This window comes from Nonomuraea glycinis, assembly GCF_035920485.1.
Lineage (GTDB): Bacteria > Actinomycetota > Actinomycetes > Streptosporangiales > Streptosporangiaceae > Nonomuraea > Nonomuraea glycinis.
The window spans coordinates 9,486,054-9,510,642 of record NZ_CP109166.1 but is presented as its reverse complement, the minus strand read 5'-3'; the positions used below and the strand labels follow the sequence as shown (position 1 = coordinate 9,510,642).

The window sequence follows — 24,589 nt, the reverse complement described above, 5'->3', positions numbered from 1 at the left end:
ACCAACGCCGCGATCAAGGAGCGGAACCGATGAGGGAAGCGGAGATGACATGTCAGTAATCGGGGTGATCGGCGCCGGCGTCATGGGAGTCGGCGTCGCCCAGAACCTCGCCTCGACCGGGCACGACGTGGTGCTGGTCGACAAGGACGAGAAGACCCTGGCCGCCGCGTTGGCGACCATCGAGCGCAACAGCCGGATGAGCCGCCTCATGGGCGGCCCCGCCCTGGACGCCGACGAGATCCTGTCCAGGATCACCACGGCGGTCGGCGCCGCGGGCGCGGCCAAGGCCGAGATCGTCATCGAGAACGTGACCGAGAACTGGGACGTCAAGCGGGAGGTGTACGAGACGCTCGACGCCGAGTGCGGTCCCGACACCGTCTTCGTCGTCAACACCTCGGCCATCCCGATCACCAAGGTCGCCGCCGTCACCGGCCGGCCGGACAAGGTGGTGGGCGTGCACTTCATGAACCCGGTGCCGGCCAAGCCGGTCGTGGAGCTGATCCCCGGCTTCCACACCTCACCGGAGACGGTCGAGCGCACCAAGGACCTGCTGCACGCCATGGGCAAGAAGGCCGTGCACGTCAAGGACTCGTGCGGCTTCATCTCCAACCGGGTGCTGATGCTCACCGTCAACGAGGCGGCCTTCCTCGTGCACGAGGGCGTGGCGGACGCCGCGTCCGTGGACGAGGTGTTCCGCGGCTGCTTCGGCCATCCGATGGGACCGCTGGAGACCGCCGACCTGATCGGCGTCGACACGATCCTCTACAGCGTCGAAGTGCTCTACGAGCACTACGCCGACAGTAAGTACCGCCCCTGCCCGCTGCTGAAGCAGATGACGGACGCCGGGCTGCACGGCCGGAAGAGCGGCCGCGGTTTCTACACCTACGACTCGAACTGAAGACGAACTGAAACGGAGCAACGCCCATGTCCACCACCGCAAAGGATCAGATTCTCACCTTCGTCCGCGAGCGCTACCCGCAGGCGGAGATCGACGCGTCGCAGGACATCTTCGCCCTCGGCTTCGTCAACTCGCTGTTCGCGATGGAGCTGGTGATGTTCGTGGAGAAGACGTTCGGGATCACCATCCCGAACGAGGAGCTGCGGATCGACAACTTCCGCACCGCCGACACGATGGCGAGCCTGGTGGCGAGGCTCTCGGCCGATCTGGCCGTGGCGTGACCCTCACCGACCCGGCGCCCGCCACCCGCACCGCCGACCGGGTCACGGATCGGGCGTCGGCCCGCGCCTTCGTCGACACCCACGTGGTGCCGTACGCCGACGTCTACGACCGGGCCGGCCGCGTGCCGGAGGATCTGCTCCAGCGGGTCGCCGAGGCGGGCCTGTGGGCGCCCTTCCTGCCGCCCGGCTCGGGCGGCGCCGGGATGGACCTGGTCACGCTCGGGGAGGTGCACGAGGAGGTCGGGCGCGGCTGCTCCTCCCTGCGCAGCCTGCTCACCGTGCACACGATGGTGTCGTGGACGGTGCAGCGCTGGGGCACCCCCGCCCAGCGGGAGCGGTGGACGCCGGCGCTCGGCAGTGGGCAGGTGCTCGGCGCGTTCTGCCTGTCCGAGCCCGGCGCCGGCAGCGACACCTCGGGGATCACCACGACCGCCGCCGAGTCGGGCGGCGGCTGGGTGCTCAACGGGGTCAAGACGTGGACCACGGGCGGCCAGCGGGCGGACCTGTTCCTGGTGTTCGCCCGCACGGCCGCCAGCATCGGCGCCTTCCTCGTGCCGAGGGAGGCGCCGGGCGTCCGGGTCCGCCCCATCCACGACATGCTGGGCACCCGCGCCTCCATGCTGGCGGAGATCTCCTTCGACGACGTCGTCCTCGGGCCGGACGCGCTGCTCGGCCCGAGCGGGTTCACCGCAGGCATGGTGCTCACGGGCACCCTCGACCTCGGCCGCTACAGCGTGGCGGCCGGCTCGCTGGGCATCCTCCAGGCGTGCCTGGAGGCGTCCTCCGACTACGCCGCGCGGCGCAGGGTCGGCGGCTCGGCCCTGCGTGAGCTGCCGCTGATCCAGGCGAAACTCTCCGACATGGTCACCGACGCGCGGGCGGCCCGGCTGCTGGTCGCCGAGGCCGGCCGCCTCAAGGACGCCGGGGAGTCGGCGACGCTCATGGCCACCTGGGTGGCGAAGTACTTCGCCTCGACGGCCGCCGTCCGGCACGCGGCCGAGGCCGTGCAGATCCACGGCGCCAACGGGTGCAGCCCGGACTACCCGGTGGCCCGGCTGTACCGCGACGCCAAGGTGATGGAGATCATCGAAGGCAGCAACGAGATCCAGCGGATCACCATCGCCGGCCAGGCGGAAAGGGAGAAGACCTCGTGACCGTGACCACCTCGACCAGCCCGGTCGTACCGCTCCCGGAGAAGCCGAAGCGGGGCCGGATCAAGTGCATCGTGTGGGACCTCGACAACACCCTGTGGAACGGGGTGCTCCTGGAGGACGGCGACGTCACCGTACGGCCGGCCGTCGTCGAGCGGATCCACGAGTTGGACCGCAAGGGCGTCCTGCACTCCATCGCCAGCAAGAACGACAGGGACGCGGCCATGGCCAAGCTGCGCGCCCTCGGGCTGGAGGAGATGTTCCTGTACCCGCAGATCAACTGGAACCCCAAGTCGGACTCCATCCGGCACCTCGCCACGGCGCTCAACCTCGGCCTGGACGCCTTCGCGTTCGTCGACGACCAGGAGTTCGAGCGCGCCGAGGTGGCCCACGGCGTCCCCGAGGTGACCTGCGTGGACATCCTGGAGCTGGACGAGGCGCTGGCACGGCCGGAGTTCCGGCCGCGCTTCGTCACCGACGAGTCGGCGCTGCGGCGCGAGATGTACCGCAGCCAGATCGCCAGACAGGAGCTGGAGGGCGAGTTCGTCGGCACGAACGAGGAGTTCCTGGCCGGCCTGGAGATGTCGTTCACCATCTCCCCCGCCAGAAGGGAGGACCTGCAGCGCGCCGAGGAGCTGACGGTGCGCACCAACCAGCTCAACTCCACCGGGCGCACCTACTCCTACGAGGAGCTGGACGCGCTGCGCGAGTCGCCGGACCACCTGCTCCTGGTGGCCTCGCTCACCGACCGGTTCGGTGGCTACGGCAAGATCGGCCTGGCTCTGGTGGAGAAGGGCGAGGACGCCTGGTGGCTGCGCATGATGCTGATGTCGTGCCGGGTGATGTCCCGCGGCGTCGGCATGGTGCTGCTCAACCACATCATGCGGCTGGCCGTGGAGGCGGGCGCGACCGTACGGGCGGACTTCGTGGAGACCGGGCGCAACCGCATGATGCAGGTGACGTACGCCTTCGCCGGGTTCCACGAGGCGAGCCGGGAAGGCGCGCACGTCGTCCTGGAAGCCGACCTGAGCGCCGTGCAGCCCCCGCCGGCGTACGTGAGACTCGAGATCGTCGAGTGAGGGACCGACATGACCGTCTATGACGAGACGAGCGACGCCCTGCTGACCCAGTGGCTGCCGTTCCGCACCCTGACCGGCGCGGAGCCGGGCGCGCTGCCGCTGTACTGCCTGCCGCACGCGGGCGGCGCGGCGTCGGCGTTCCGGCAGTGGCAGCGCAAACTGCCGGGCGTCGCGGTGCAGCCGGTGCAGCTCCCCGGCAGGGAGAGCCGGCACCGGCAGCCGCCCTACCGGCTCATGGAGCCGCTGGTCTCCGACCTCGCCGACGCGGTGCTCGCCGACGTGGCGCTGTCGGCCGCGGGCCACAGATACGCCCTGTACGGACACAGCCTCGGCGGCCTGGTGGCCTTCGAGCTGGTCAGGGAGGTCAGGCGGCGGGGCGGGCCGGAGCCGGTGCACCTGTTCGTCTCCGGCTCCGACGCCCCGCACATCACCTACGAGGACGGGCCGCCGGTGAGCGGGATGACCAGGACGGAGGTCGTCGGGCTGCTGCGCAAGCTGGGCGGCACGCCGGAGTGGCTGCTGGCCGACCAGGGCGCGCTGGAGATGATCCTGCCCGCCGTGCAGGCCGACTTCACCGTCAAGGAGACCTACCGCTACACGCCGGAGCCGCCGCTGGCCGTACCGATCTCGGTGCTGCCCAGCGGCTCCGACCCCCGGGTGGCGCCGGAGAAGGTGGCGGCCTGGCGGGAGCAGACCGCGCGGGAGTTCGCCCTGCACCCGTTCGACGGCGGCCACTTCGCCGTGTTCGAGCAGGCGGACCGCACCCGGGCGATCGTGGCGGAGGCGCTGCGCCCATGGGCGTGAGGCTGTGGCGGGTCCACCTGGACCGCCCGGAGCGGGCGGGGGAGCCGGGGCGGTGGCACTGCCTGTCCGGCGCCGAACGCGACAAGGCCGCCGCCTTCGCCGACCCCCTCGCCCGGCGCCGGTACGTGGCCGCCCACGCGGCCCTGCGCCACATCCTCGGCCGGCTGTGCGGCGTGCCCGCCGCCCGGCTCGCCTTCGGGACGGAGGAGTCGGGCCGCCCCTGCCTGCTGGCCCGCACGCCCCGGCCCGACTTCAACCTGTCCCACTCGGAGGAGTGGGCGCTGATCGCGGTGGCCGCGCCGGGGTCACGGGTGGGCGTCGACGTCGAACGCGTCCGCCCCGACCTCGACCACCGGGAGATGGCCCGGCGGATCTACCAGCCGGAGGAGGCCGCCAGGGTGTGCGCGGCCACCCCCGACGCGGGCCTCGCGGAATACTTCCGGCTCTGGACGGCCAAGGAGGCGTACGTCAAGGCGACCGGGGCCGGGCTGGCCGGCCTGCGCGACGTTCTCGTCCGCCCGGCCGCCGCCACCTGCGAGCAGAGCCGGGCCGGAAGCGCGGTCTCCCGCTCCCTGCCCGGCTCCCCGGCCCCGGTCCGCTGGCTGGACGTCGCCCCCGGCTACGCCGCCGCGCTGGTCACGACCGCTTCGACACCGGCACCACGTACCGGCTGAAGACCAGGTCGCGCAGCACGTCGTCGCCGCCCTCCACGATCGAGACGTACCTCATGTCACGCAGCAGCTTGCCGATCACCACGTCGTGGGTGTAGCCGAGGCCGCCGAACATCTCCGACGCCGTCGAGGCGATCTGCCAGCCGGTCTGGCCGCAGAACATCTTCGTGGTGAGCGCCGACTTCAGCGTGCCCACCCGCATGAACTCCTCGCCGGCGTCGGGCCGGGCCGCGATCGCGTCGTAGGCGCGGGCGGCGGCCAGGCACTGGTTGGTCATGACCTCGATCTGCATCTCGAACTGGCCCAGCCGGCCGGCGAAGACCGCGTTCGCCGACAGCGGCGCGCCCTTGACCGACTTGGACTTGCCGTACTCCATGCACACGTCGCGGATGCGGCGGGCGATGCCCAGCGCCGTGGTGGCGATCAGGACGCGGCTGGCGTTCAGGCCGATCTCCAGCAGGCGCAGCCCGTTCCCGCGCAGCACGTTGCCCGCCGGAACCCGGACGCCGGACAGCGACACCTGGTAGGTCGCCGAGGAACGCAGCCCGATCACGTCCCAGCGCTTGTCCACGGTGACGCCGGGCGTGTCACCCGGCACCAGCACCGCCAGGTAGCCCGACGGGTCGTCCTCGGCACGCGCGATCACCACGAGGAACTTCGCGAAGCCGGTGTTCGTGGAGAACGCCTTCTGACCGTCCAGCACGATCATGTCGCCCTCGCGCCGCGCGGTCGTGCCGATCCTGGCCAGTTCGCTGCCCGCGGCGTGCTCGCTGCCCAGGGTGGCGGCGAAGCCGCCGGCGGACAGCCCGCCGAGATGCTCCTTGCGCAGCTCCTCGCCGCCGTACCACTGGACCATGCTCGTGGTGAGCACCGGGATGAACAGGGTGAAAGCCACACCCGCGTCGGCGTAGGCCAGGTCGGAGACGATACGGACGCTCTCCTCCAGGCCGAGCCCGAGCCCGCCGTACTCCTCGGGCAGCCACCAGCCGGACAGCCCGGTGCGCGCGAACCGCTCATAGAGCGGCAGCGGCGCCTCGGCCAGCGAGTCGAGGTAGGCGTCCTTGCCCGCCAGCTCACGCCGGACGAACCCCTGCAGGGCGCGCAGATGCTCGGGACGGTTCATCTCCTCACCCCTCGTCGCGGGAGTCGAGCAGCTCGGCCAGCTGGCGCACGGTCGGGCACTCCAGCAGGCCGGTCACCGGCACGGAGGCGTTCAGCGCCTTGCGGATCCGGGTGGTCAGCTCGATCGCCAGCAGCGAGTGCCCGCCCAGCTCGAAGAAGTTGTCCAGCGCGCCGATCGGCTCGATGGCGAGCACCCGCGACCAGATCGCGGCGAGCGTGGCCTCGGTGCCCTCCCGCGGCTCGACGTAGGGGTTGTTCAGCTCGGGGCGCGGGTGGCGCTCCTGGTCGTCGGCCTCGTCCCCGGCCTCGTGGATGTCGCCGGTGACCCACTGCGCGACGCGGCCGTCCAGCGAGCCGGTCGAGATGACCAGATGCCCGGCCCGGTCGGCGGCCGACAGCGCCCGCTCGAACACGTCCACGCCCTCGGCGGGCGCCATCGCGAAGTCGATGACCGCGCCGCTGTGCCCTTCGACCCGGTCCGGGTCGATGTTCCAGGTGTCCCAGTCGACCGTGACCCACCGGCCCCGGCCCGCCGTACGGGCGACGCGGACGTAGGCGTCCAGCGCGGCATTGGCGGCCGCGTACGGCGCCAGCGTCATCCCGCCGAGCACGGCCGCGATCGACGACAACGTGATCCGGCGATCCGCGGCGTGCTCGCCGAGCACCTTCTGCAGCACGTGGAACCCGGTCACCTTGGCGTCCAGGTGCGCCTCGCACTGCTGGCGGTCCATCAGGTGGGCGAAGTTGAAGTACGCCCCGTCCTGCACGCCGGCGCCGTGCACCACCACGTCGATGCCACCGAACCGGGCCACCGCCTGCTCCACCACGGCCCGCATCGCGTCCTCGTCCGCCACGTCGGCGGACAGGGCGAGCACCGTGGCGCCGCGCTCCTCCAGGTCCACGATGTTGCGGATGTGCCGGGCGGCCCGCTCCCCGCCGGGCGGCGTGGCGGCGAGGTAGTCGTCCCACTCCTGCCTGGGCGGCAGCTCACTGCGCGCGGTCAGGACCAGGCGGCAGCCGTACGCGCCGGCCAGGTGCCGGGACAGGACCAGGCCGACGTCACCGAGGCCGCCGGTGATGAGCACGGTGTCGCCGTCGCGGAACGGCCGCTCCTCCTGCTCGGGCGCCTCGATCGGGTACTGCTCGTAGTGCCGCACCCAGGTCTCGCCGGCGCGGATCGCCACCGGCCCCTCGTACGCGCAGACGGCCGCCGCCAGGACGGTGGCGGCGTCGGCCGTGTCGTCCACGTCGATGGCCCGGCAGCGCAGCCGCGGGTTCTCCTGGGCCAGGCTCGGCGCGAGCGTCCCGAGGGTGGCGTGCTCGGGGTGGCGCAGGTCGGCTCCGGCGACGCTGACCGCCTCGGGGGTGAGCAGGACCAGCTCGGCGCGGGGAGCCGAGCCGGTGTTGTCGATCAGCTCCCTGGCCAGCGCCAGCACCGAGTAGAAGCCGCGCCGCTGCTCGGCCGCGAAGTGCGCCACCGGGTCGTCGCCAGGGTCCGTCCCGGCGGCCAGGCTGAAGCCGTGCACGATCGCGCGCGGCGCCGCCACCAGGGAGAACATCACCTCGGCGAGGTCGTCGGCGGTGCCCACCCGGACCGTGTAGTCGCCGGTGTCGTCCTGGTGGAAGCGCTCGCCCGGCCGTACCGTCGTCACCTCGGCCCCGGCCGCCACCAGCCGCTCGACCAGCCTCTCCGCGCGCGGCTCGGCGGCGAGGACCAGCCACGGCCCGGCCTCGCGCAGCCGCTCGTCCAGGCCCGCGACGGGCAGCGGCCGCTGCCGCCAGCCCGGCAGGTACGTCCACCGCGCCCGGTCGAAGGTCTTCCCGGTGCCGATGTGCGGCTGCGCCTGGTCGTCCTGCTGGCCGACCCAGTACCTACGGCGCTGGAAGGGGTAGGTCGGCAGCTCCACCCGGCGTCCCACGCCGCCGTGCAGCTTGGCCCAGTCGATGGCGCTGCCGGCCAGCCAGAGCCGCGCCACGGTGGCGAGCAGCCACTCGGCGGCGCCGTCGCGCTCGTCCGGCGCGACGTCCACCGTCTCGACCCCGTCCTCCGCATCGCTGACACTCACCCCGACCCCGCGCAGCCCGTCAGCCAGCGCGGCGAGCGCCTCCTCCCGCCCGGCCACCGCCACGACCGAGCCGGGGCGCAGGACGGTGTTGACGGCCGCGTGCAGCTCGGCCCACCACCCCTCCGGTACGCCGGAGTCCGGTACGGCCAGCCGTACCTTGGGGTTGCGCCGCTGGGTCTTGCCGTCGATCCAGCGCGAGGAGTCGCCGAGGGCGGCGACGGCGTCCGCACGGTCCTGGCACACCACGGCCCGCCGCAGCGCGAAGCCGCTGCGCGAGACCTGCGCCGTGAACGCCACGTCCGCGAAGTCCTCGCCGGTGTCCGCGGCGGTCAGGTGGACGCGGAGTCGTTCGGTGAGCGCGGTCAGCGCCCGGTCGTCGGCGGCCGAGAACACCAGCAGGTGCGGGCCGGGCCGGGCCGGGCGGACCGGCCTCGGCGGGGCCTGCTCCAGCACGACGTGCGCGTTGGTGCCGCCGAGCCCGAACGAGCTGACCCCGGCGCGCCGCGGATGCGGGCCCGCGGGCCAGGCCCGGTCCTCCCGCAGCACGGTGAAACGGTCGTGCGCGGTGGCCAGCGCCGGGTTCGGCGTCTCGTAGCCGGGCGTGCCGGGCAGCACCTCGTGCTTGAGGTTGAGCGCCGCCCGCATCAGCCCGGTGACGCCGGAGGCCCGGTCGAGGTGGCCCAGGCTCGGCTTGACCGACCCGAGCACGCACGGCGTCTCGCGGGCCTGGGTGAACACCCGGTTCATCGCCGCCAGCTCGATGGAGTCGCCCAGCATGGTGCCCGTGGCGTGACACTCGACGTAGCCGACGGTCTCCGGCTTGACCCCGGCCACGCCGAGGGCCGAATCGATCACCTCGGCCTGGCCGTCCACGCCGGGCGCGGTGTAGCCGGCGCGCAGCCGGCCGTCGTTGTTGGACGCCGAGCCGAGGATCACCGCGTGGATGACGTCGCCGTCCGCGAGCGCGTCGGACATCCGCTTGAGCGCGACCGCGCCCGCGCCGCTGCCCATCACGGTGCCGCCCGCCTCGGCGTCGAAGCTGCGGACCAGCCCGTCGGGCGACAGGATGCCGCCCTGCTCGTACAGGTAGCCGGAGGGCTGGGGGAGCGGGGTGAACGCGCCGCCCGCCACCGCCATGTCGCACTCGTAGGTCAGCAGGCTCTGGCATGCCAGGTGCACCGACACCAGCGAGGTGGAGCAGAACGTCTGCACCGACACGGCGGGCCCGCGCAGCCCCAGCTTGTAGGAGACCAGTGAGGCCAGCGAGTCACGCTCGTTGCCGATCGCCGCGAGCAGCGCCCCGCCCGGCTGCGCGGCCAGGTTCCGGATGTTGCGCACGATGTAGTCGGGAAAGCCGCAGCCGCCGAACACCGCGACCTGGCCGGGCACGTCGGTCGGGCAGTAGCCGGCGCTCTCCAGAGCCTCCCACGAGCACTCCAGGAACAGCCGGTGCTGCGGGTCCATCATCTCCGCCTCACGCGGATTGACCCCGAAGACAGCGGCGTCGAAGGTGTCCAACCCCTCCAGCGGCCCGCCCACGCGAACGTACCGCGGATCCGCCATGGTCCCCGGATCGACGCCGGCTTCGCGCAGTTCCTCGTCGGTGATCGTCCGCAGCCCTCTGACCCCGGCCAGCAGGTTACGCCACAGCTCACCCACACTGCCGGCCCCGGGAAAACGCCCGGACATGCCGACCAGCGCGACCGCCGAGTCGTAGTCGGTTTCAGTCATGATGCCCTTCCGCTCTTGAGCATGTTGCGTCGCTGGGCGATGCGGGATCGCTGCTGTTCGCGGGCCTCGGCCGGCTCCTCGCCCGCCTCCTGGCCCGCGCGGGCCGCCTCGGCGAGCGAGGCGATCGTGGGTGCCTGGTAGAGGATGTGCGGGGGCAGGTACGGCAGCTCCAGCGCCCGCCTGACCTCGGCGATGATCTCCATGCCGAGCAGCGAGTTGCCGCCGAGCTCGAAGAAGTTGTCGTGCACGCCGACCTGCTCCAGGCCGAGCGCCTCGGACCAGACGCCGGCGATGGCCTCCTCCGCGGGCGACTGCGGCTCGACGTACGCCGTCGACAGGTCCGGCCGCGGATGCCGCCCGAACGCGTCGCGCAGCTTCTTCACCGTCGCCTGATGGCTCTCGATGGAGGACTTGCGGCTCATCGCCACCATGGGGGCGAAGTCCTGGGTGGAGGCCACCACGTGCCGCTCGCCGCTGGCCAGCACCCGCAGCAGCGTCTGCCAGCCCTGGTCGAAGGTGAGGCCGAAGTTCTCGCGGTACCACTCGAAGTACTGCTTGGAGCCCTCGTCGTAGTTGTCCAGGCCGTCGGTCCAGCCGTTGTACGTCCACTCGCACCAGTCGATGGAGGTGACGGCCACGCCGGGCAGCGCGTCGGCCAGCGCGAAGGCGTCCAGGAAGGCGTTGGCCGCGCAGTAGTCCACCTGGCCGGCGCCGCCGCCCGTCGCCGAGGTGGTGGAGGAGAACAGCGCCAGGAAGTCCACCGGCACCTCGCGCAGCACCTCCGCGAGGGCGAGGGTGCCGCCGACCTTGGGGGCCAGCACCCGGTCCATGTCGGCGACGGTCTTGAACTGCATCAGGCCGACCGCGGGCACCCCGGCGCAGTGCAGCACGCCGTTCAGCTCGCCGAACCGCTCGACCGCGGCGTCGACCGCGCGGCGTACGTCCTCGGTGCGGGAGACGTCGCCGGCGACGGTCAGCACCTCGATGCCGGCCGCTTCCAGACGGCGCAGCCCTTCCAGCCGCCTGCGGACCTCGCCCACGGCGGTCTCGGAGTTCAGGATCTGGTCCCACTGCTCGCGCGGCGGCACCGGTGTGCGGCCCAGCAGGACCAGGCGGGCCCGGTACTGCTCGGCCAGCCGCTCGGCCATGGCCAGCCCGATGCCGCCGAGGCCGCCGGTCACCAGGTAGACGCCACCGGGCCGGACGGTCGCGGCGGGGGTGGCCGCCTCGATCACCGAGGCGTCCAGCGCCTCGTAGTCGGGGATCCAGCGGTGGCCGCCGCGCAGCGCGACGACCTGGTCCTCGGGGTCGGCCCGCAGCTCGGCCAGCAGCGCCGAGGGCGCGCCGCCGGCGCGCGTGTCGAGGTCGATCAGCCGGGTCTTCACCTTCGGGTACTCCACCGGGATCAGCCGGGTCGGGCCGAGCAGGGTGCCGCGCTCGGCGTGCACCGCCTCGCCGGGGTGCACCCGATGGCTGCCGGCCGTGACGATGTCCAGCGACCAGCCGGGCAGCCCGAGGTCGCCGGCGGCGCGGGCCAGCGCCACGAGCGCGTGCAGGCCACGGCGCAGGCACTCCTCGGTCGGCGGGTCCACCGGGCGCGGCGGCGCGTCGTCCGCCGTCCACAGGTGGACGACCCGCTCGGGGAACCAGTCGCGGCCGGCCAGCTCGCGCAGCGCCGCCAGGGTGTCGTCCGCCGAGCCCGGCCGCAGCCGGAAGCCGTCGGGGCCGCTCTCGTAGCCGTCGCCGGGCCGGACCAGCATGACCTCGTGCCCGGCGGCGGCCAGATGGGTCAGCAGCGGCGCGGCCAGCGTGTCGGCGAACCCGGTGTCGGTGTAGACCAGCCAGCGGGTGGCCTCGTCGGCGCGGGCCGGCCGCAGCGTGGTCTGCCGCCAGGTCGGCAGGTGGATCCAGCGGGTGTCGGGCAGCCGGGGGTAGGCCTTGGCGATGCTCGTCGGGTCGCTCTCGTCGAACGCCGGCGTCCCGGAGCCGAGGGCGCTCTCGTCGATCTCCAGCCAGTATTCCTGGTGCTCGAAGGGATAGGTCGGCAGCGGCACCCGGCCCGGCGTCCAGCCCGGGTCGTCGTGCAGCGCCGGCCAGTCGACCGGCACACCGGTCAGCCAGAGCTTGCCGACGGCGGTGGCCAGCGCCGCGTCGGCGTCCTGCGGGTCGTTGGCGGCCGGCAGGGTGGTCACGATCAGCGGCCACTGGGCGCGGTCGCAGCCGGGGTGGCCGCGGGTCAGCGCGCCGAGCGACTGCCCGGGACCGATCTCGGCCAGGGCCAGGTCGGCGATGCCGAGCACATGACCCAGCCCGGCGCCGAACTCGACCGTCTCGCACATGTGCCTGGCCCAGTAACCGGGGTCGCCGACCAGCTCGGCGGTGGCGAGCTCGCCGGTGACGTTGCTGAGGTAGGGCAGCTCGGGCGGGCGCGGCGTGACGTTGTTCTTGACCCAGGTGGTCAGCTCCTCGGCGACCGGCGCCAGCATCCGGGAGTGGAAGGCGTGCGTGGTCTCCAGCCTGCGGTGGCCGATCCTGGCCTCCAGCAGCAGCGCGGCCGCCGACTCCACGATCTCGGCAGGGCCCGCGAGCACCACCTGCGAGCCGGTGCGCACCGCGACGTCGAGGTCACGCATGATCGGCTCGCCCAGCACCACGCGCAGCCGCCGCTCGTCGGCGGAGATCGCGAGCATCGCGCCCTCGGGCTGGGAGGTGATCAGCTTGGCGCGGTGGGCGACCAGCCGCAGCGCGTCGGGCAGGGACAGCACGCCCGCCAGGCACGCGGCGACGTACTCGCCGAGGCTGTAGCCGATCATGATCTCCGGCTTCAGGCCCCAGCGGACGAGCTGGCGGGCCAGCGCGTACTCCGCCACGAAGATGGCCGGCTGGACCAGATGGGCGTCGGTGGTGGACACCGGCGCGGCGGGCGCGGCCCGGCCGAGCAGCCCGGCCAGATCACCGGCCGGGGCCTGCGCGCGCTCCATGGGGACGAACACGTCCGACAACTGGGCGGCCTCGGTGAGCCCGAGCACGGTCAGGCACTCGTCCACGTCGGCGCGGAAGCCCGGCTCCGCCGCGTACAGGGCGGCCACCATGCCGGGGTACTGCTCGCCCACCCCGGCGATCAGGAAGCCCACCTTCCTGCCCGTCGTCGCGTCGTTGCGGCCCAGCGGCCCGGCCGGGTCCGCGAGCCGCCGCGCGGCCTCGCCGGTGGAGCCGGCCACCACGAACCGGCGGTGGTTGAACACCTTGCGCCCGGCCTGCAGCGTGTAGGCCACGTCGCCCAGGTCGTCGCCGGCGTCGGCCAGGCGTCCGGCGAGCCGGGCACAGGCCTGCTCGGCGGCGGCGGCGGAACGCGCCGAGACCGGCAGGATCTGCAGGCGGCGCGAGCGGGCGCGCCGCTCGGCGGGCCGCGGCGCCTCGGTGATGATGGCGTGCGCGTTGGTGCCGCCCATGCCGAGCGAGCTGATGCCGGCGATGCGCGGCCGCTCGGGGCCGGCCGGCCAGGGCGTGGTGTCGGCGGTGACCCGGAACGGGCTGTCGGCGAAGTCGATCTCGGGGTTCGGCGCGTTGTAGTGCAGTGTGCCCGGGATGAGCTCGTGCCGCAGCGACTGCACCACCTTGATCAGGCCGGTCACGCCGGAGGCCCGGTCGAGGTGGCCGACGTTCGGCTTGATCGAGCCGAGCACGCAGTACTGCTTGTCCTTCGTCGCGCCGTAGGCCCGGCTCAGCGCCGCCACCTCCATCGGGTCGCCGACCTCGGTCGCGGTGCCGTGCGCTTCCACGTACGAGATCTCCGAGGGATCCACGCCCGCCCTGGCGAGGGCGGCGGAGACGCAGCGGCGCTGGCCGTCGATGCTGGGCGCCAGATAGCTGAACTTCATCGCGCCGTCGTTGTTGATGGCCGAGGCGCGGATCACGGCGAGCACGGTGTCGCGGTCGGCCACCGCGTCGGACAGGCGCTTGAGCACGACGACCGCCGCGCCGTCGCCGAACATGCTGCCCCGCCCCTCGGCGTCGAAGGTCCGCACGTGCCCGTCGGGCGACTCCTGCCCGCCCTCCTCCCACAGGTATCCGGTACGGTCCGGGATGCGCACGGACACGCCGCCGGCCAGCGCCATGTCGCACTCGCCGCGACGCAGGCTCTCGCTCGCCAGGTGCACCGCCACCAGGGACGTGGAGCAGAACGTCTGTACGGACACGCTCGGCCCGCCGAGGTCCAGCCGGAAGGAGACGTTCGTGGCCAGCGAGTCCTTGTCGTTGCCGATCATCAGGGCGGAGGTGTCGATGCCCATGGTGAAGGCCCGCAGGCGGGTCAGCAGGTAGCCGCTGATGTTCATCCCGGCGAACACGCCGACGTCGCCGCGGCCGGAGCCGGGGGCGTACCCGGCCGACTCCATCGCCTCCCACACGCACTCCAGGAAGATGCGCTGCTGGGGGTCGGCCAGCGTCGCCTCGCGCGGGTTGTAGCCGAAGAACCCGGCGTCGAAGCCTCGGATGTCGTCGAGGATCGGCCGGGACCGTACATAGTTGGGCTGCTGGAAGGTCGCCGGGTCGACCCCGGCGGCGGTCAGCTCCTCGTCGGAGAACCGCGTGAAGGACTCCACACCGGTGCTGATGTTGCGCCAGAACGTCTCGACATCGGCCGCGCCGGGGAAGCGACCGGCCATCCCGATGATCGCCACCTCTTCCGCGCCCGGTGGTCGCTGCTCATCCATCGACGTGCCCCTCTTCACTGAAGTCGCCATTGCTTACTCCGCCTCAGATCAGCCCGCCGCGGCCCCAGCCGCGCGCCAGCCGCCGGGCCGCGAACGCGCCCGCCAGCAGGCCCAGCACCAGCAGGACCCCGGCCGAGGGCAGCATGCCCGCGAGGTCGCCGCGGACCGCGGCCTGCATCAGGGTCAGCGCCCAGTAGCCGGGCGAGACGTACGCGGTCGTCTGCGCCCACTCGGGCATGATGCTGAGCGGCACCAGGGCGCCGCCCAGCGAGCTGATCGTCAGCGCGCCCACGTCGCAGATCACGCTCAGCTCGCCGTGGCTGCGCACGATCGCGGCGAGCAGCGCGCCGAGGGAGAGCAGGGCGAAGGCCCAGATCACGATCGCCAGCAGGACGTAGTGCGGCGCGCCCGGCACCGGCAGCCCGATGACCAGGACGCCGTAGATCAGGAGCACCGACTGCTGCACCACCATGATCACGAAGATCGGCAGGATCTTGCCCAGCAGCAGCTCCGCGGAGGCCGCCTTGCTCACCCGCAGCCGGTCCCAGGTGCGCCAAGTGCGCTCGGACAGGATCGCGTTGCCCGCCAGGGAGATCGCGAACACCGAGAACATCACCATCAGGCCGGTGGACACCTGCGTGGCGCCGCCGTCCACCGCCCGTACGTAGAGGGGCTTGAGGACCAGCATGAGCACCATCGGCATGACGATGTAGCTGATCGCCTGGCCCGGGTCGCGTAACCGGATGATCGTGTTGTGCCTGGCCACGGCGGCGATGCGGTAGAGCGCGTCGAAGGCGCCGCCCGTGCGTGGCGGGGCGTCGATCAACGCGGTGTCAACTGACATGGTGGACCGCCAGGGAGTTGTAGAGGTCGTCCAGGGACGGGTGGCGCACCTCGACCGAGCTGATCGTGCGGTCGAGGCGGCCCAGCAGCTCCATCAGGGCCGCCGTGGGCTCGGTGGTCGACAGGACGATCTCTTCCTCGTCCTCCAGGACGACCCGCACCTCGCCCGGCAGGTCCTTGGCCAGCTCCTCGTAGGTGCCCCTGGCGATGACCCGGCCGTTCTGCGCCACCGCGATCGTGGCCTGCAACTCGGTCAGCTCGGGCAGGTAGTGGGTGGTGTAGACGACGGCCGCGCCCTCGCCCGCCCGCTGCTTGACCACGTCGAGCATGGCCTGCCTGGTCTCCAGGTCCGCTCCTGCGGTGGGCTCGTCGAGCAGCAGCAGCGCCGGCCGGTGCACGAGCGCGGTCGCGGCCTGGGTGCGCCGCTGCTGGCCGCCGGAGAGCTTGCCGGTCCTCCTGTCCATGATGTCGGAGAGCCGCAGGATGCCGGCGAGGTCGTCGATGGCCGCGCGCAGCGCGACCGGTCGCAGCCCGGCGAGCCTGCCGTACAGCTCCAGGTGCTCGCGCACCGTGACGGAGGGGTAGAGCGCGATGTGCTGGGGCGCGACGCCGACCTGACCACGCGTGGCGGACGGCGCTCTGCCGTCAATGGTCACGTGACCGCTGTCCGGCCGGATCAGACCGGACACGATTTCCACAAAGGTCGTCTTGCCCGCGCCATTGTGCCCGACCAGCCCCACAATTTCACCGGCCGCCACGTTCAGCGAGAATCCGTCGAGGGCTTGTACCGTGCCGTACCGTTTGACGAGATCGGTTACCACCAGCAATGTGTCACCTCCTCGGATGCCACACATTCGCAATTGAATAATGCCGATATGCGCGATTGCCCGATGTTCCTCCTTACGATAGCGATGAACACCCTGATGGCCGGTGGCAACAAGTTGCGGGAAAAAGCGGCCAATGGCCGTGCATTCCAGTCGGACATCCTTACTGCCTAATCTGACAAATATGCGCGTGGGTACTTTGATCGCATCCGGGCTCGACTGCCTCGTCTTCGAGGCGGGCGCCGGCAAGGTCGTCAAGCGCTCCCGCGACGGCCGCAGCCTGGAGCGCGAGGCGTCGGTCATGCGGCACGCGCGCCGGCACGGGTTCCCCACACCGGAGGTCTTCGACACCGACGGGCCCGACCTCCTCATGGAACGGCTGGAAGGGCCGAGCATGAAGGCCCTGGCGCTCCAGCGGCCCGGCGACGTCGCGGAGCACGGCCGGCTGCTCGCGGAGCTGCTGCGGACGCTCGCGGACGTCCGCGCGCCCGGCTGGCTTCAGGCGGCCGAGGGCTGCCCCGGCAACCGCCTGCTCCACCTGGACCTGCACCCGGCCAACGTGATCATCACCGGTGACGGGCCGCGGGTCGTCGACTGGGCCAACGCCGCCAGGGGCGCACCGGCCGCGGACGTGGCCTGCACCTGGCTCATCCTGGCCACCACCGCCGTACCCGAAGCGCGGCGGGTGGACTGGCGGCCGGCCATGCTCGGCGCGTTCCTGGCCGGCTCCGACACCTCGGCGGCCCGACCGTACCTGCCCGTGATCGCCGAACGGTGGCGCACGGACCGCACCATCGAACCGGCGGAGCAGACCGAGATCGACGCCTTCCTGGCCGCCCAGCGTCCCGAGGCCGCCGAATGATCGCCACGCACCGCTTCGCCACGCACCGCTTCGCCACGCACCGCTTCGGCGCGCACCGCTGACTGAGGGGGGAGAAAGATGGACGAACAGCCCGAGGTACGGGCATCGGACGGCGACCGGGAGTTCGCCGCCCGCCGACTCCGCCTGGCGGTGGAGGACGGCTCTCTCGACTTCACCGAGTTCGACGACCGGGTGGGCCTGGCCTTCCAGGCCGTGACCCGCCGCGAACTGGACCATCTGACGGCGGACCTGCCACCCACCGCCCCGCAGGCCGGCACGCCCGCGCCGCTCCCGGCCGCGGTGCCCCGCTGGCTCAAGGCAGGCTGGGCGGTGTGGGGCGCGGCCGCCGCCATCGGGGTCGTGAGCTGGGTGGTGGCGAGCATCCAGGCGGCCTGCCCGCTGGAGTTCTGGCCCAAGGACCTGCTCGGCCCAGGACTCGTCCTCCTCATCGTGACCGTGGTAGCCGCCCGCCGACACCAGCCCCCGAACCGATGATCGCCAACGGGCGCCCGGCGACCGCGCGCCCGCTTCCGGTGCCCGGCCCCCGACCAGTGATTGTCGGCCCGCCCTCGACAGCCGCGCGCCGGTGCCAGGCTTGCGGCCGATGATCGTCGACCCGCGCCCGGCCGCGCCCCCGGAACGCGCCTCCGCCACCCGGCGCAGTGAGCTGGACTCCATTCGGGTGCTGGTGGTCGTCGGGCTGGTGTTCTTCCACTCCGCACTGGTCTTCGCCGCCGACGACGACTTCTACGTACGCAACGCTGAGACGACGGGCGCGACCTTCGTGCTGTCCGCGCTCGGGGTGGTGTGGGCGATGCCGATGCTCTTCCTCATCGCGGGCTTCGGCGCCTGGCACTCCCTGCGCCGGCGCGGCCCGGCGGGCTTCGCCACCGAGCGGCTGCTGCGGCTCGGCGTGCCGCTGGTCTTCGGCACACTCGCCCTCGCCCCGCTGCCGCAGTGGCTACGGCTGCGGGCGGACCCCGGCTACCACGAGTCCTACCTGGCCTTCCTGCCGCGCTTCTTCGACGTACGCCTCGACCTGGCCGAATACCCGTTCGTGCTGCAGGGCGAGCACTTCGAGACCGGGCACTTATGGTTCATGGTGCTGTTGCTGACGTTCGCCCTCATGCTCGCGCCCGTGGTGCGCTGGTTCCCCGCCGCCGGCGCCCGCCGGATCGCGGGCCGGCTCGTCGCCGTGGCGGGCCATCGGGGGGCGGCGCTGCTGCCGGCCGTCCCGGTGTCGCTGCTCAGCGCGCTGGCCGGGCTGGAGGAGGAGTACGCCGGCTGGAGCCGCTGGGCGTACCTGCTGTTCTTCTGCTACGGCTTCGTGTTCGCCGGCGACGACGGCTTCCGGGCCGCGATGCGCCGTGACGCGCCCCTGGCCGCCCTCGCCGGCCTGGCGCTGCCCCTGGTCGGCTTCCCCCTGTTCCTGCTCGCCGGCGGCGACCCCTTCACCGACCTGACCCCCCAGGCGATCCTCGCGCGCGCGATGTACGGCGCCGCAGGATGGCTGCTCCTGGTAGCGATCCTCGGCCTACTCGACCGCCGTACCCCCACCCCGGCCCCCACCCCGTCCCACCCGACCGGCGCTTCGGCCTCCATCAGCGCCCCACCGCGTGCCTCGACCCACCCCACCGGCGCCCGCCGGAAGGTGTACGCCTACCTGGCGGCAGCCGTGCTGCCTCTGTACGTCCTGCACCAGCCGATCGTGGTCGTGGTCGCGTACGGGGTGGTCCGGCTGGACGCGCCGATCGCCGTCAAGTACCCGCTGATCGTGGCGCTCTCTCTCCTGCTCACCGTCGCCGCCTACGACCTGCTGGTACGGCGCACCCGGGTCACCCGTTTCCTGTTCGGCATGCGCGACGGCCACTGACGGCCGACGACACGGCGGAGTACGTCGCCGGACGCTCGCTGACCAGGCCAGGGCGCGGACTCATGGAGAAGCCGGCGGGGACACCTCGGATGAGGTGTCCCCGGGCTGGGAGAGGGGGGCTCAGCCCCGTGAGCGGCTGCTGAGGTGCTTGCGCCAGTGAAAGCCGCCCGGCAGGTTGACCGACAGCGTGCGGCGGCCGTCCGCCGAGTGCGTGATGCGGAACAGCCGGTTGCCCCAGCTGTGTCCCACGCCACGGCGGGACAGGTTCAGGCGGAACGGCCCCTTCTTGATCGACTTTCGGTAGCTCCAGCCCATGGTCGCATTCCTCCAAGAGTTGGCGAGGACCATCGACTACCCACGGATTCCGGCTTTAGTAATGCCGGTAATGGCGGCGCTTGCCGAAAGACTTACCGACCTGGAAACCTCCGGGGAGGCGAACCGTCAGGTGGCGACGGCCGTCGGGGGTCGTCGTGACGTGGAAGCGGCGGTTGCCGAAGCTGTGGCCGACACCGTGCCGCGACAGGTTGACGCGGAACGGGCCCACCTTGATCGACTTCCTGTAGTGCCAGCCCATGACCCTCCTTTGACTCCGGATCGTCTCTCAGCTGAACGACCGGGAGCCGGGTGAGGTTCCGTGGGCGTCGCCGGCGGCCTCGTCCGCGGGCTCGGCCATGGCGCGTACGGCGTCGGCCACGGGCAGCCAGACGCGCATGGTGGCCGGACCGCGGTTGCCCCAGCGGTGGTAGGGGATCAGCCGCACCGCCGTCCCGCCCCCGCCCGCGGGCCACCGGTACGGCGTGCCGTCCGGCTCCGAGCCGTACGGCCACGCATCCGAGTCCGGCGACCCGGCGACCCCCTCGACCTCCAGCTCCACCGTTCCCTCCGACGGGCGCTCGGCAGGTGACGCCGGCACCACGGCCAGCTCCGCGAGAGGCGGCTCGTCGCCGACGGATTCCGCGCAGTAGACCAGCGGCCCGCGCTCCACGGCCGCGCACCCGCGCAGCGCGTCGATCCGCCGGTCCGGGTACGTCCACCGCGCCGCCATCGGCAACTCCAGCCACACCTCCTCACCCGCCCGCCAATCCCGCTCGACCACGACGTAACCGGGCTCGACCAGCCGCCCGGCCTCCGAACCGCCGCCCCGCGAGAAGCCATCGGCCCCGCCGTCCCGCCCGGCCTCCGAACCGCGGCCCCGCGGGAAGCCGTCGGCCCCGCCGTCCCGCGCGGCCTCCGAACCGCCGCGATCGCCGCCGGTGGCGGCCGGTGCCTCGTACCGGAGGGTGGCCCCCGTCGCCCAGGCGGGTATGCGCAGGGAGATGCGGCCGCTGCCGCCTGTCAGGACCCGCACCCGCACCCCGCCGGACCACGGGTACCCGGTCTCCACCCGCAGGGCCAGCTCGCCCTGCCGGATCTCGCCCGGCGTGTACTGATGAATCTGGACATCGCCGCCCGAGCCGGTGGCCACGTAGGCGGCCAGGGAGGCGAGGGTGCGGGCGATGTTGTTCGGGCAGCACGACACGTCGAACCACGGCGAGCGCAGCCCGCCGCCCGCCGCGTGGCCGGCCACTCCGGTGCGCGGTTCGGCGGGCACCCGTACGGCCAGGGGGTTGGCGTAGAAGAAGGAGCGGCCGTCCAGCGCCACCGAGGCGGCCACCACGTTGTACAGGGTCCGCTCGGCCAGGTCGGCGTAGCGGGCGTCGCCGGTGGCCAGCAGCAGCCGGTGCGACAGCATGACGGAGGCGACGCCCGCGCACGTCTCGGCGTAGGCCCGGTCCGGCGGCAGCTCGTAGTCGTCGCCGAACGCCTCGTCGGCATGGCGGGAGCCCATCCCGCCGGTCAGGTGGGTGCGCCGGGCGACGGTCCGCTCCCACTGCGCCTCGACCGCCTTCAGCAACTCCTCGTCACCGGTCTCCACGGCCACGTCCACCGCGCCGCACGCCAGGTAGAGGGCCCGTACGGCATGCCCGCGAAGAACCGGCGCCCGCCGTACGGGCAGGTCGTCCTGGAAGTACGCGCGCCCGAGATGGATCTCGCCGAGGGCGGGCAGCCCGCGGCGCTCGACGAAGCGGCGGGCCATCTCCAGATGGCGTTCGGCGCCGGTGGCCCGGTAGAGCTCCACCAGCGCCATCTCGATCTCGGGGTGCCCGCACGTCCGGGCGTCGTCCATGAACCGGCGGCAGACGTGGTCGGCCGCCCGCATGGCCACCTCGGTGAGCTGGTCCGGGCCGTGGGTGCGGAGCCGGGCCACGCCGGCCTGGATGAGGTGGCCGTAGCAGTAGAGCTCGTGGCCCCACTCCAGGTCGGTGTAGCGGCTCCCGCTCCAGCGGGTGTTGAGGTAGCCGTCGCCCTCCTGCGCCCTGGCCACCGTCTCGGCCAGCGCCGGCAGCTCGGGGTGGTCGGCCCAGGCCATCGCCTCCAGCAGCTTGTAGATCTCCGAGTCGCTGAACTCGCGGCCCCGGCGCGGGCGCTCGCCGCGGAAGTTGCCGATCCAGCCTTCGCGCTCCATCCACTCCTGGCAGTGCGCGATGGTGACCTCGCGGTTGAGCGCGACGCGGTCGCCCCAGAAGCCGGGCGACAGGCGTACCGCGTCGAGGCCGAGTGGGGACAGCGCGCCCGAGGAGGGCAGGACGGGGTTAGCCACGCAGAGCTCCTGACATGAATCCGCGCACGTAGTGGCGCTGCAGCACGATGAAGAGGATGAGACAGGGGAGGGCCATGACCACGACGCCGGCCTGGAGCATGCCGTAGTCCACGGTGCCGAACGTGCCCGACGTCATGCTGACCACGGCCACCGGCAGGGTGAACGACGCGCCGTCGTTGAGCAGGATGAGCGGCGCGAAGAAGTCGTTCCAGGAGGCGAGGAAGGCGAACAGGCCCACGGTGATCAGCGCGGGCCGTACGGCGGGCAGCAGGATCCGGGAGAACGCCCGGAACGTGCCGCAGCCGTCCACCAGCGCCGCCTCCTCCAGCTCACGCGGGACGGACTCGAACGCGTTGCGCATCATGAACAGCGCGAACGGGAGCTGGAACATCACGAACACCAGCGACAGCCCGGCCAGCGAGTTCTGCAGCCCGAGATAGCCGAGCAGCACGTACAGCGGGATGAGGATGGTCGCGTACGGCACCATGAGGATCGCCAGCGTGGCCAGGAACAGCAGGTTCTTGCCGGGGAAGTCGAAGCGGGCGAAGGCGTAGCCGCCGAGCGCCGAGACCAGGAGCGTGCCGCCGACGGTCATCACCGAGACCAGCACGCTGTTGGTCGCGTAGGTGCCGACCCCTTCGCCGTACTCGGCCATCCTGAGATAGTTGACCGGCTTCTCCAGCGAGGCGTAGCCGCTCCACAGCAGCGGGAACAGGAACAGCACGGCCAGCGCCGAGAGCGTGGTGTACCTCCTCAACGCAGCCTCCGCATCATGAGGGTGTTGAGCCCGACCAGCCCGGCGAGCAGCACGACTGACAGGGCCGCGGCGCCGCCGAGGTCGAAGCGGAAGAAGGCGTCCCGGTAGATGACCATGACCATGGACACCGTGCTGTTGTCCGGGCCGCCGTTGGTGAAGATGAAGAACTGGTCGAAGGCGAGCAGCGAGCCGGTGACGCTGAGGATGAGCATCAGGGCCAGCGTCGGGCGCAGCAGCGGCAGGGTGATCCTGGTGAAGATCTGCCACCGGCCGGCGCCGTCGCTCCTGGCCGCCTCGTACACCTCGACGGGGATCGCCTGCAGGCCGGTCAGCAGGATGAGCATGTTGAACCCGGCGAAGCGCCACAGCACCAGCGTGATCGTGGAGAACAGGGCCATGTTCGGCGTGCCGATCCACTTCACCGGCTCGTCGATGAGCCCCAGCGTCCGCAGGATCGGGTCGATGGGGCCGAAGTCGGCGTTCAGCATGCCGTAGAAGAGCAGCGCGGCGGCGGCGAAGCCGACCGCGCCCGGCAGGAAGAACGCGGTGCGGAAGAAGCCGACGCCCGGCCTGCGCTCCTGCACGAGCAGGGCCAGGCCGAGCGCGACCGCCGACAGCAGGACGGTGGTGATCGCGGTGTACTTGAGCGTGAAGAGCACCGAGTCGACGAAGAGCGGGTTGCCCGCGATCTTGGTGTAGTTGTCGGGGGCGTTGAGGGTCGCCGGCCCCAGCAGGGGCCAGCGGTTCAGCGACATCCAGACCACCAGCACCAGCGGGGCGACGAACAGCACCCCGACGATCACCGCGGTGGGCGCGGCGTAGAGCCAGCCCTGCGTCTTCCTGCTGTGCCGTAGGGAGCTGTGCCGTAGGGAACTGTGTCGCAGGGAACTGGGCCGGAAGGAGCCGGTCATTGCGTCAGGGACTTCGTCACCTCGGCGTTGAGCTGCGGGACCTTCGCGGCGTCACCGAACACCGCCTCACGGGCCAGCCGCAGCCACGGTCCCTGCGGGTCGTTGAAGGTCTGGCCGAAGCGCAGCGCGTACGGCGTCTCGCCCTTGGCCACCAGCGAGTTGATCAGCACCACGCGCGGGTCCTCGGCGGAGTACTTGTTGCCGGCCAGGTCCGTACGCGCGAGCACGTCCTTGTTCTTGGCCATGACCTCCACCTGGGCCTCGTCGGAGACGGTCCAGGACAGGAACTCCCAGGCGGCGTCCGCGTTCCTGGTGGTGGCGGAGACGCCGATCGAGTCGCCGCCGACGAAGGTGGACTCGCCGCCGTCGGGGCCGGAGATGGGCGCGACGCCGATCTTCATGTCGGCGGGCATCAGGCCGAGCGTGGTCGACGGCATCGGCATGACGCCGATCTCGCCCTGGGGGAAGAAGCCGGCCCAGGTGGGTCCCTGCTCCTCCTTGGCGGTCGGGCCGGTGACGCCCTTGTCGTAGAGGCCGCGCCAGATCGCGAACACCTCCGTCATCGCCGCCTGGTCGTTCAGCGAGGTGGTGCCCTCGGGGTTCATGACCTGGCCGCCGGCCGCCCAGACGGACGGCCAGAAGGTGAAGACGTAGCAGCCGCCGCAGTTGCCGCCGAAGAAGGTGCCGTGCACCTTGCCGCCCTCGCCGAGCTTCTCGTCGATCGTGGTGGCGTGCTCGGCGAACTCCTTGAGCGTCTTCGGCCCTTGCTCGGGGTCCAGCCCGGCCTTGGCGTACAGATCCTTGTTCCAGAACCAGACGGACAGGTCCAGCGTGTGCGGCAGCGTGTACTGCCGGCCGTCCATCGTGCCCAGCTTCATGTGCGAGGGGGCGAGCTTGTCGCGGTACGGCAGCGCGGCGATCCGGTCGGTGAGGTCCAGGAACAGGCCCTGGGAGGTGTAGTTGGGGACGAAGATCACGTCCGAGGCGAACAGGTCGGGCAGCTGCTTGGCGCCCGCGGCGGCCGCGACGCGCGGCTGGTAGTTGTCCGTCGGGATGACGGTCAGCTTCACCTGATTCTTGTGGCCGCTGTTGTAGGCCTTGACCAGTCGTTCGCTCTGCGCCTGGGTGGCGGCTCTGGTCCACATGGTGATCGTGACGGGCCCGTCGGCGGGCTGCTCGGCCCCGCCACCTCCACAGGCGGTTGTTAACGCTAACACGGTGACGATGGCCATTCCGGCGAGCCGTGGTCTCATGGTGTGACTCCTTCGGTCCCCCGTGGACTAAAAGGTTTTCGGAAACGTAAGAGAAACCTGTGGGCGTGTCAATGGCTGTTAGGGTTCGGCCTGGTATTCGGGTGACA

Annotated in this window: 21 protein-coding genes; 10 read left to right on the top strand and 11 right to left on the bottom strand. The window is 72.0% G+C overall.

The genetic code is table 11. The features are described from left to right. The first annotated feature begins 49 nt into the window (after positions 1-49). Genes OHA68_RS44775 through OHA68_RS44750 form a run of 6 tightly spaced genes read left to right on the top strand, consistent with a single transcriptional unit; the run spans position 50 to position 4,887 of the window. Positions 50-898 carry a 3-hydroxyacyl-CoA dehydrogenase family protein gene (locus OHA68_RS44775; RefSeq protein ID WP_189141074.1) on the top strand — a complete coding sequence of 283 codons (849 nt, stop codon included), beginning with the start codon at positions 50-52 and terminating at the stop codon, positions 896-898. 26 nt (positions 899-924) lie between these two features. Next, positions 925-1,179, top strand: a complete 255-nt coding sequence (locus tag OHA68_RS44770) for an acyl carrier protein (RefSeq protein WP_189141073.1) — start codon at positions 925-927, stop codon at positions 1,177-1,179. Continuing rightward, positions 1,176-2,333 (top strand): acyl-CoA dehydrogenase family protein, encoded by a 1,158-nt coding sequence (locus OHA68_RS44765; protein WP_327105672.1) that lies wholly within the window; start codon positions 1,176-1,178, stop codon positions 2,331-2,333. The genes OHA68_RS44770 and OHA68_RS44765 overlap by 4 nt, the downstream gene beginning before the upstream one ends. After that, positions 2,330-3,409 carry an HAD-IIIC family phosphatase gene (locus OHA68_RS44760; RefSeq protein WP_327105671.1) on the top strand — a complete coding sequence of 360 codons (1,080 nt, stop codon included), beginning with the start codon at positions 2,330-2,332 and terminating at the stop codon, positions 3,407-3,409. The genes OHA68_RS44765 and OHA68_RS44760 overlap by 4 nt, the downstream gene beginning before the upstream one ends. A 9-nt stretch (positions 3,410-3,418) precedes the next feature. After that, on the top strand, positions 3,419-4,213 hold the full coding sequence (locus tag OHA68_RS44755; protein WP_327105670.1) for a thioesterase II family protein: 795 nt from the start codon (positions 3,419-3,421) through the stop codon (positions 4,211-4,213). Further along, entirely contained in the window at positions 4,204-4,887 is a 684-nt protein-coding gene (locus OHA68_RS44750; RefSeq protein WP_327105669.1) for a 4'-phosphopantetheinyl transferase family protein, read from the top strand. Before OHA68_RS44755 ends, OHA68_RS44750 begins: the two co-directional genes overlap by 10 nt. Here the strand turns inward: OHA68_RS44750 and OHA68_RS44745 are convergent. From OHA68_RS44745 to OHA68_RS44725, 5 genes are read right to left on the bottom strand one after another with little or no spacing between them, the layout of a single operon-like run. Next, a complete protein-coding gene (locus OHA68_RS44745) occupies positions 4,850-6,007 on the bottom strand; it encodes an acyl-CoA dehydrogenase family protein (protein WP_327105668.1) in 1,158 nt (385 codons plus the stop codon). The two genes, OHA68_RS44750 and OHA68_RS44745, sit on opposite strands and share 38 nt — an antisense overlap. A gap of 4 nt (positions 6,008-6,011) precedes the next feature. Further along, complete coding sequence (locus OHA68_RS44740; protein ID WP_327105667.1) at positions 6,012-9,803, bottom strand: SDR family NAD(P)-dependent oxidoreductase; 3,792 nt, start codon at positions 9,801-9,803, stop codon at positions 6,012-6,014. Then, positions 9,800-14,518 (bottom strand): type I polyketide synthase, encoded by a 4,719-nt coding sequence (locus tag OHA68_RS44735; RefSeq protein ID WP_327105666.1) that lies wholly within the window; start codon positions 14,516-14,518, stop codon positions 9,800-9,802. Before OHA68_RS44735 ends, OHA68_RS44740 begins: the two co-directional genes overlap by 4 nt. A gap of 43 nt (positions 14,519-14,561) precedes the next feature. Continuing rightward, positions 14,562-15,362 carry an ABC transporter permease gene (locus OHA68_RS44730; RefSeq protein WP_327105665.1) on the bottom strand — a complete coding sequence of 267 codons (801 nt, stop codon included), beginning with the start codon at positions 15,360-15,362 and terminating at the stop codon, positions 14,562-14,564. Then, on the bottom strand, positions 15,352-16,101 hold the full coding sequence (locus tag OHA68_RS44725; RefSeq protein ID WP_327109633.1) for an ABC transporter ATP-binding protein: 750 nt from the start codon (positions 16,099-16,101) through the stop codon (positions 15,352-15,354). Before OHA68_RS44725 ends, OHA68_RS44730 begins: the two co-directional genes overlap by 11 nt. Here OHA68_RS44725 and OHA68_RS44720 point away from each other — a divergent pair. The 4 genes from OHA68_RS44720 to OHA68_RS44705 all read left to right on the top strand — a co-directional run bounded on the left by OHA68_RS44720 (position 16,018) and on the right by OHA68_RS44705 (position 18,920). Further along, positions 16,018-16,359 (top strand): hypothetical protein, encoded by a 342-nt coding sequence (locus OHA68_RS44720; protein WP_327109640.1) that lies wholly within the window; start codon positions 16,018-16,020, stop codon positions 16,357-16,359. The genes OHA68_RS44725 and OHA68_RS44720 overlap by 84 nt on opposite strands. A gap of 10 nt (positions 16,360-16,369) precedes the next feature. After that, positions 16,370-17,047, top strand: coding sequence for a phosphotransferase (locus OHA68_RS44715; RefSeq protein WP_327105664.1), 678 nt, complete (start codon positions 16,370-16,372; stop codon positions 17,045-17,047). 78 nt (positions 17,048-17,125) lie between these two features. Next, the gene (locus OHA68_RS44710; RefSeq protein WP_327105663.1) at positions 17,126-17,542 is read left to right on the top strand and encodes a DUF1707 SHOCT-like domain-containing protein; all 417 of its coding nucleotides are present in this window, start codon (positions 17,126-17,128) and stop codon (positions 17,540-17,542) included. 109 nt (positions 17,543-17,651) lie between these two features. Further along, complete coding sequence (locus OHA68_RS44705) at positions 17,652-18,920, top strand: acyltransferase family protein (RefSeq protein WP_327105662.1); 1,269 nt, start codon at positions 17,652-17,654, stop codon at positions 18,918-18,920. Positions 18,921-19,040: 120 nt separating this feature from the next. Here the strand turns inward: OHA68_RS44705 and OHA68_RS44700 are convergent, their stop codons facing one another. The 6 genes from OHA68_RS44700 to OHA68_RS44675 are packed head-to-tail and all read right to left on the bottom strand — an operon-like array spanning position 19,041 to position 24,482. After that, positions 19,041-19,235 (bottom strand): DUF4236 domain-containing protein, encoded by a 195-nt coding sequence (locus OHA68_RS44700; RefSeq protein WP_327105661.1) that lies wholly within the window; start codon positions 19,233-19,235, stop codon positions 19,041-19,043. 55 nt (positions 19,236-19,290) lie between these two features. After that, a complete protein-coding gene (locus OHA68_RS44695) occupies positions 19,291-19,494 on the bottom strand; it encodes a DUF4236 domain-containing protein (RefSeq protein WP_189141061.1) in 204 nt (67 codons plus the stop codon). A 27-nt stretch (positions 19,495-19,521) separates the two neighbouring features. Next, positions 19,522-21,561: a glycoside hydrolase family 127 protein gene (locus tag OHA68_RS44690; RefSeq protein WP_327105660.1), complete on the bottom strand. Its 2,040-nt coding sequence runs from the start codon at positions 21,559-21,561 to the stop codon at positions 19,522-19,524. Then, complete coding sequence (locus tag OHA68_RS44685) at positions 21,554-22,318, bottom strand: carbohydrate ABC transporter permease (protein WP_327105659.1); 765 nt, start codon at positions 22,316-22,318, stop codon at positions 21,554-21,556. The genes OHA68_RS44690 and OHA68_RS44685 overlap by 8 nt, the downstream gene beginning before the upstream one ends. Beyond that, on the bottom strand, positions 22,315-23,229 hold the full coding sequence (locus tag OHA68_RS44680; protein WP_327105658.1) for a carbohydrate ABC transporter permease: 915 nt from the start codon (positions 23,227-23,229) through the stop codon (positions 22,315-22,317). The genes OHA68_RS44685 and OHA68_RS44680 overlap by 4 nt, the downstream gene beginning before the upstream one ends. Then, positions 23,226-24,482, bottom strand: coding sequence for an ABC transporter substrate-binding protein (locus tag OHA68_RS44675; protein ID WP_327105657.1), 1,257 nt, complete (start codon positions 24,480-24,482; stop codon positions 23,226-23,228). Before OHA68_RS44675 ends, OHA68_RS44680 begins: the two co-directional genes overlap by 4 nt. Between the last annotated feature and the right edge of the window lie 107 nt (positions 24,483-24,589).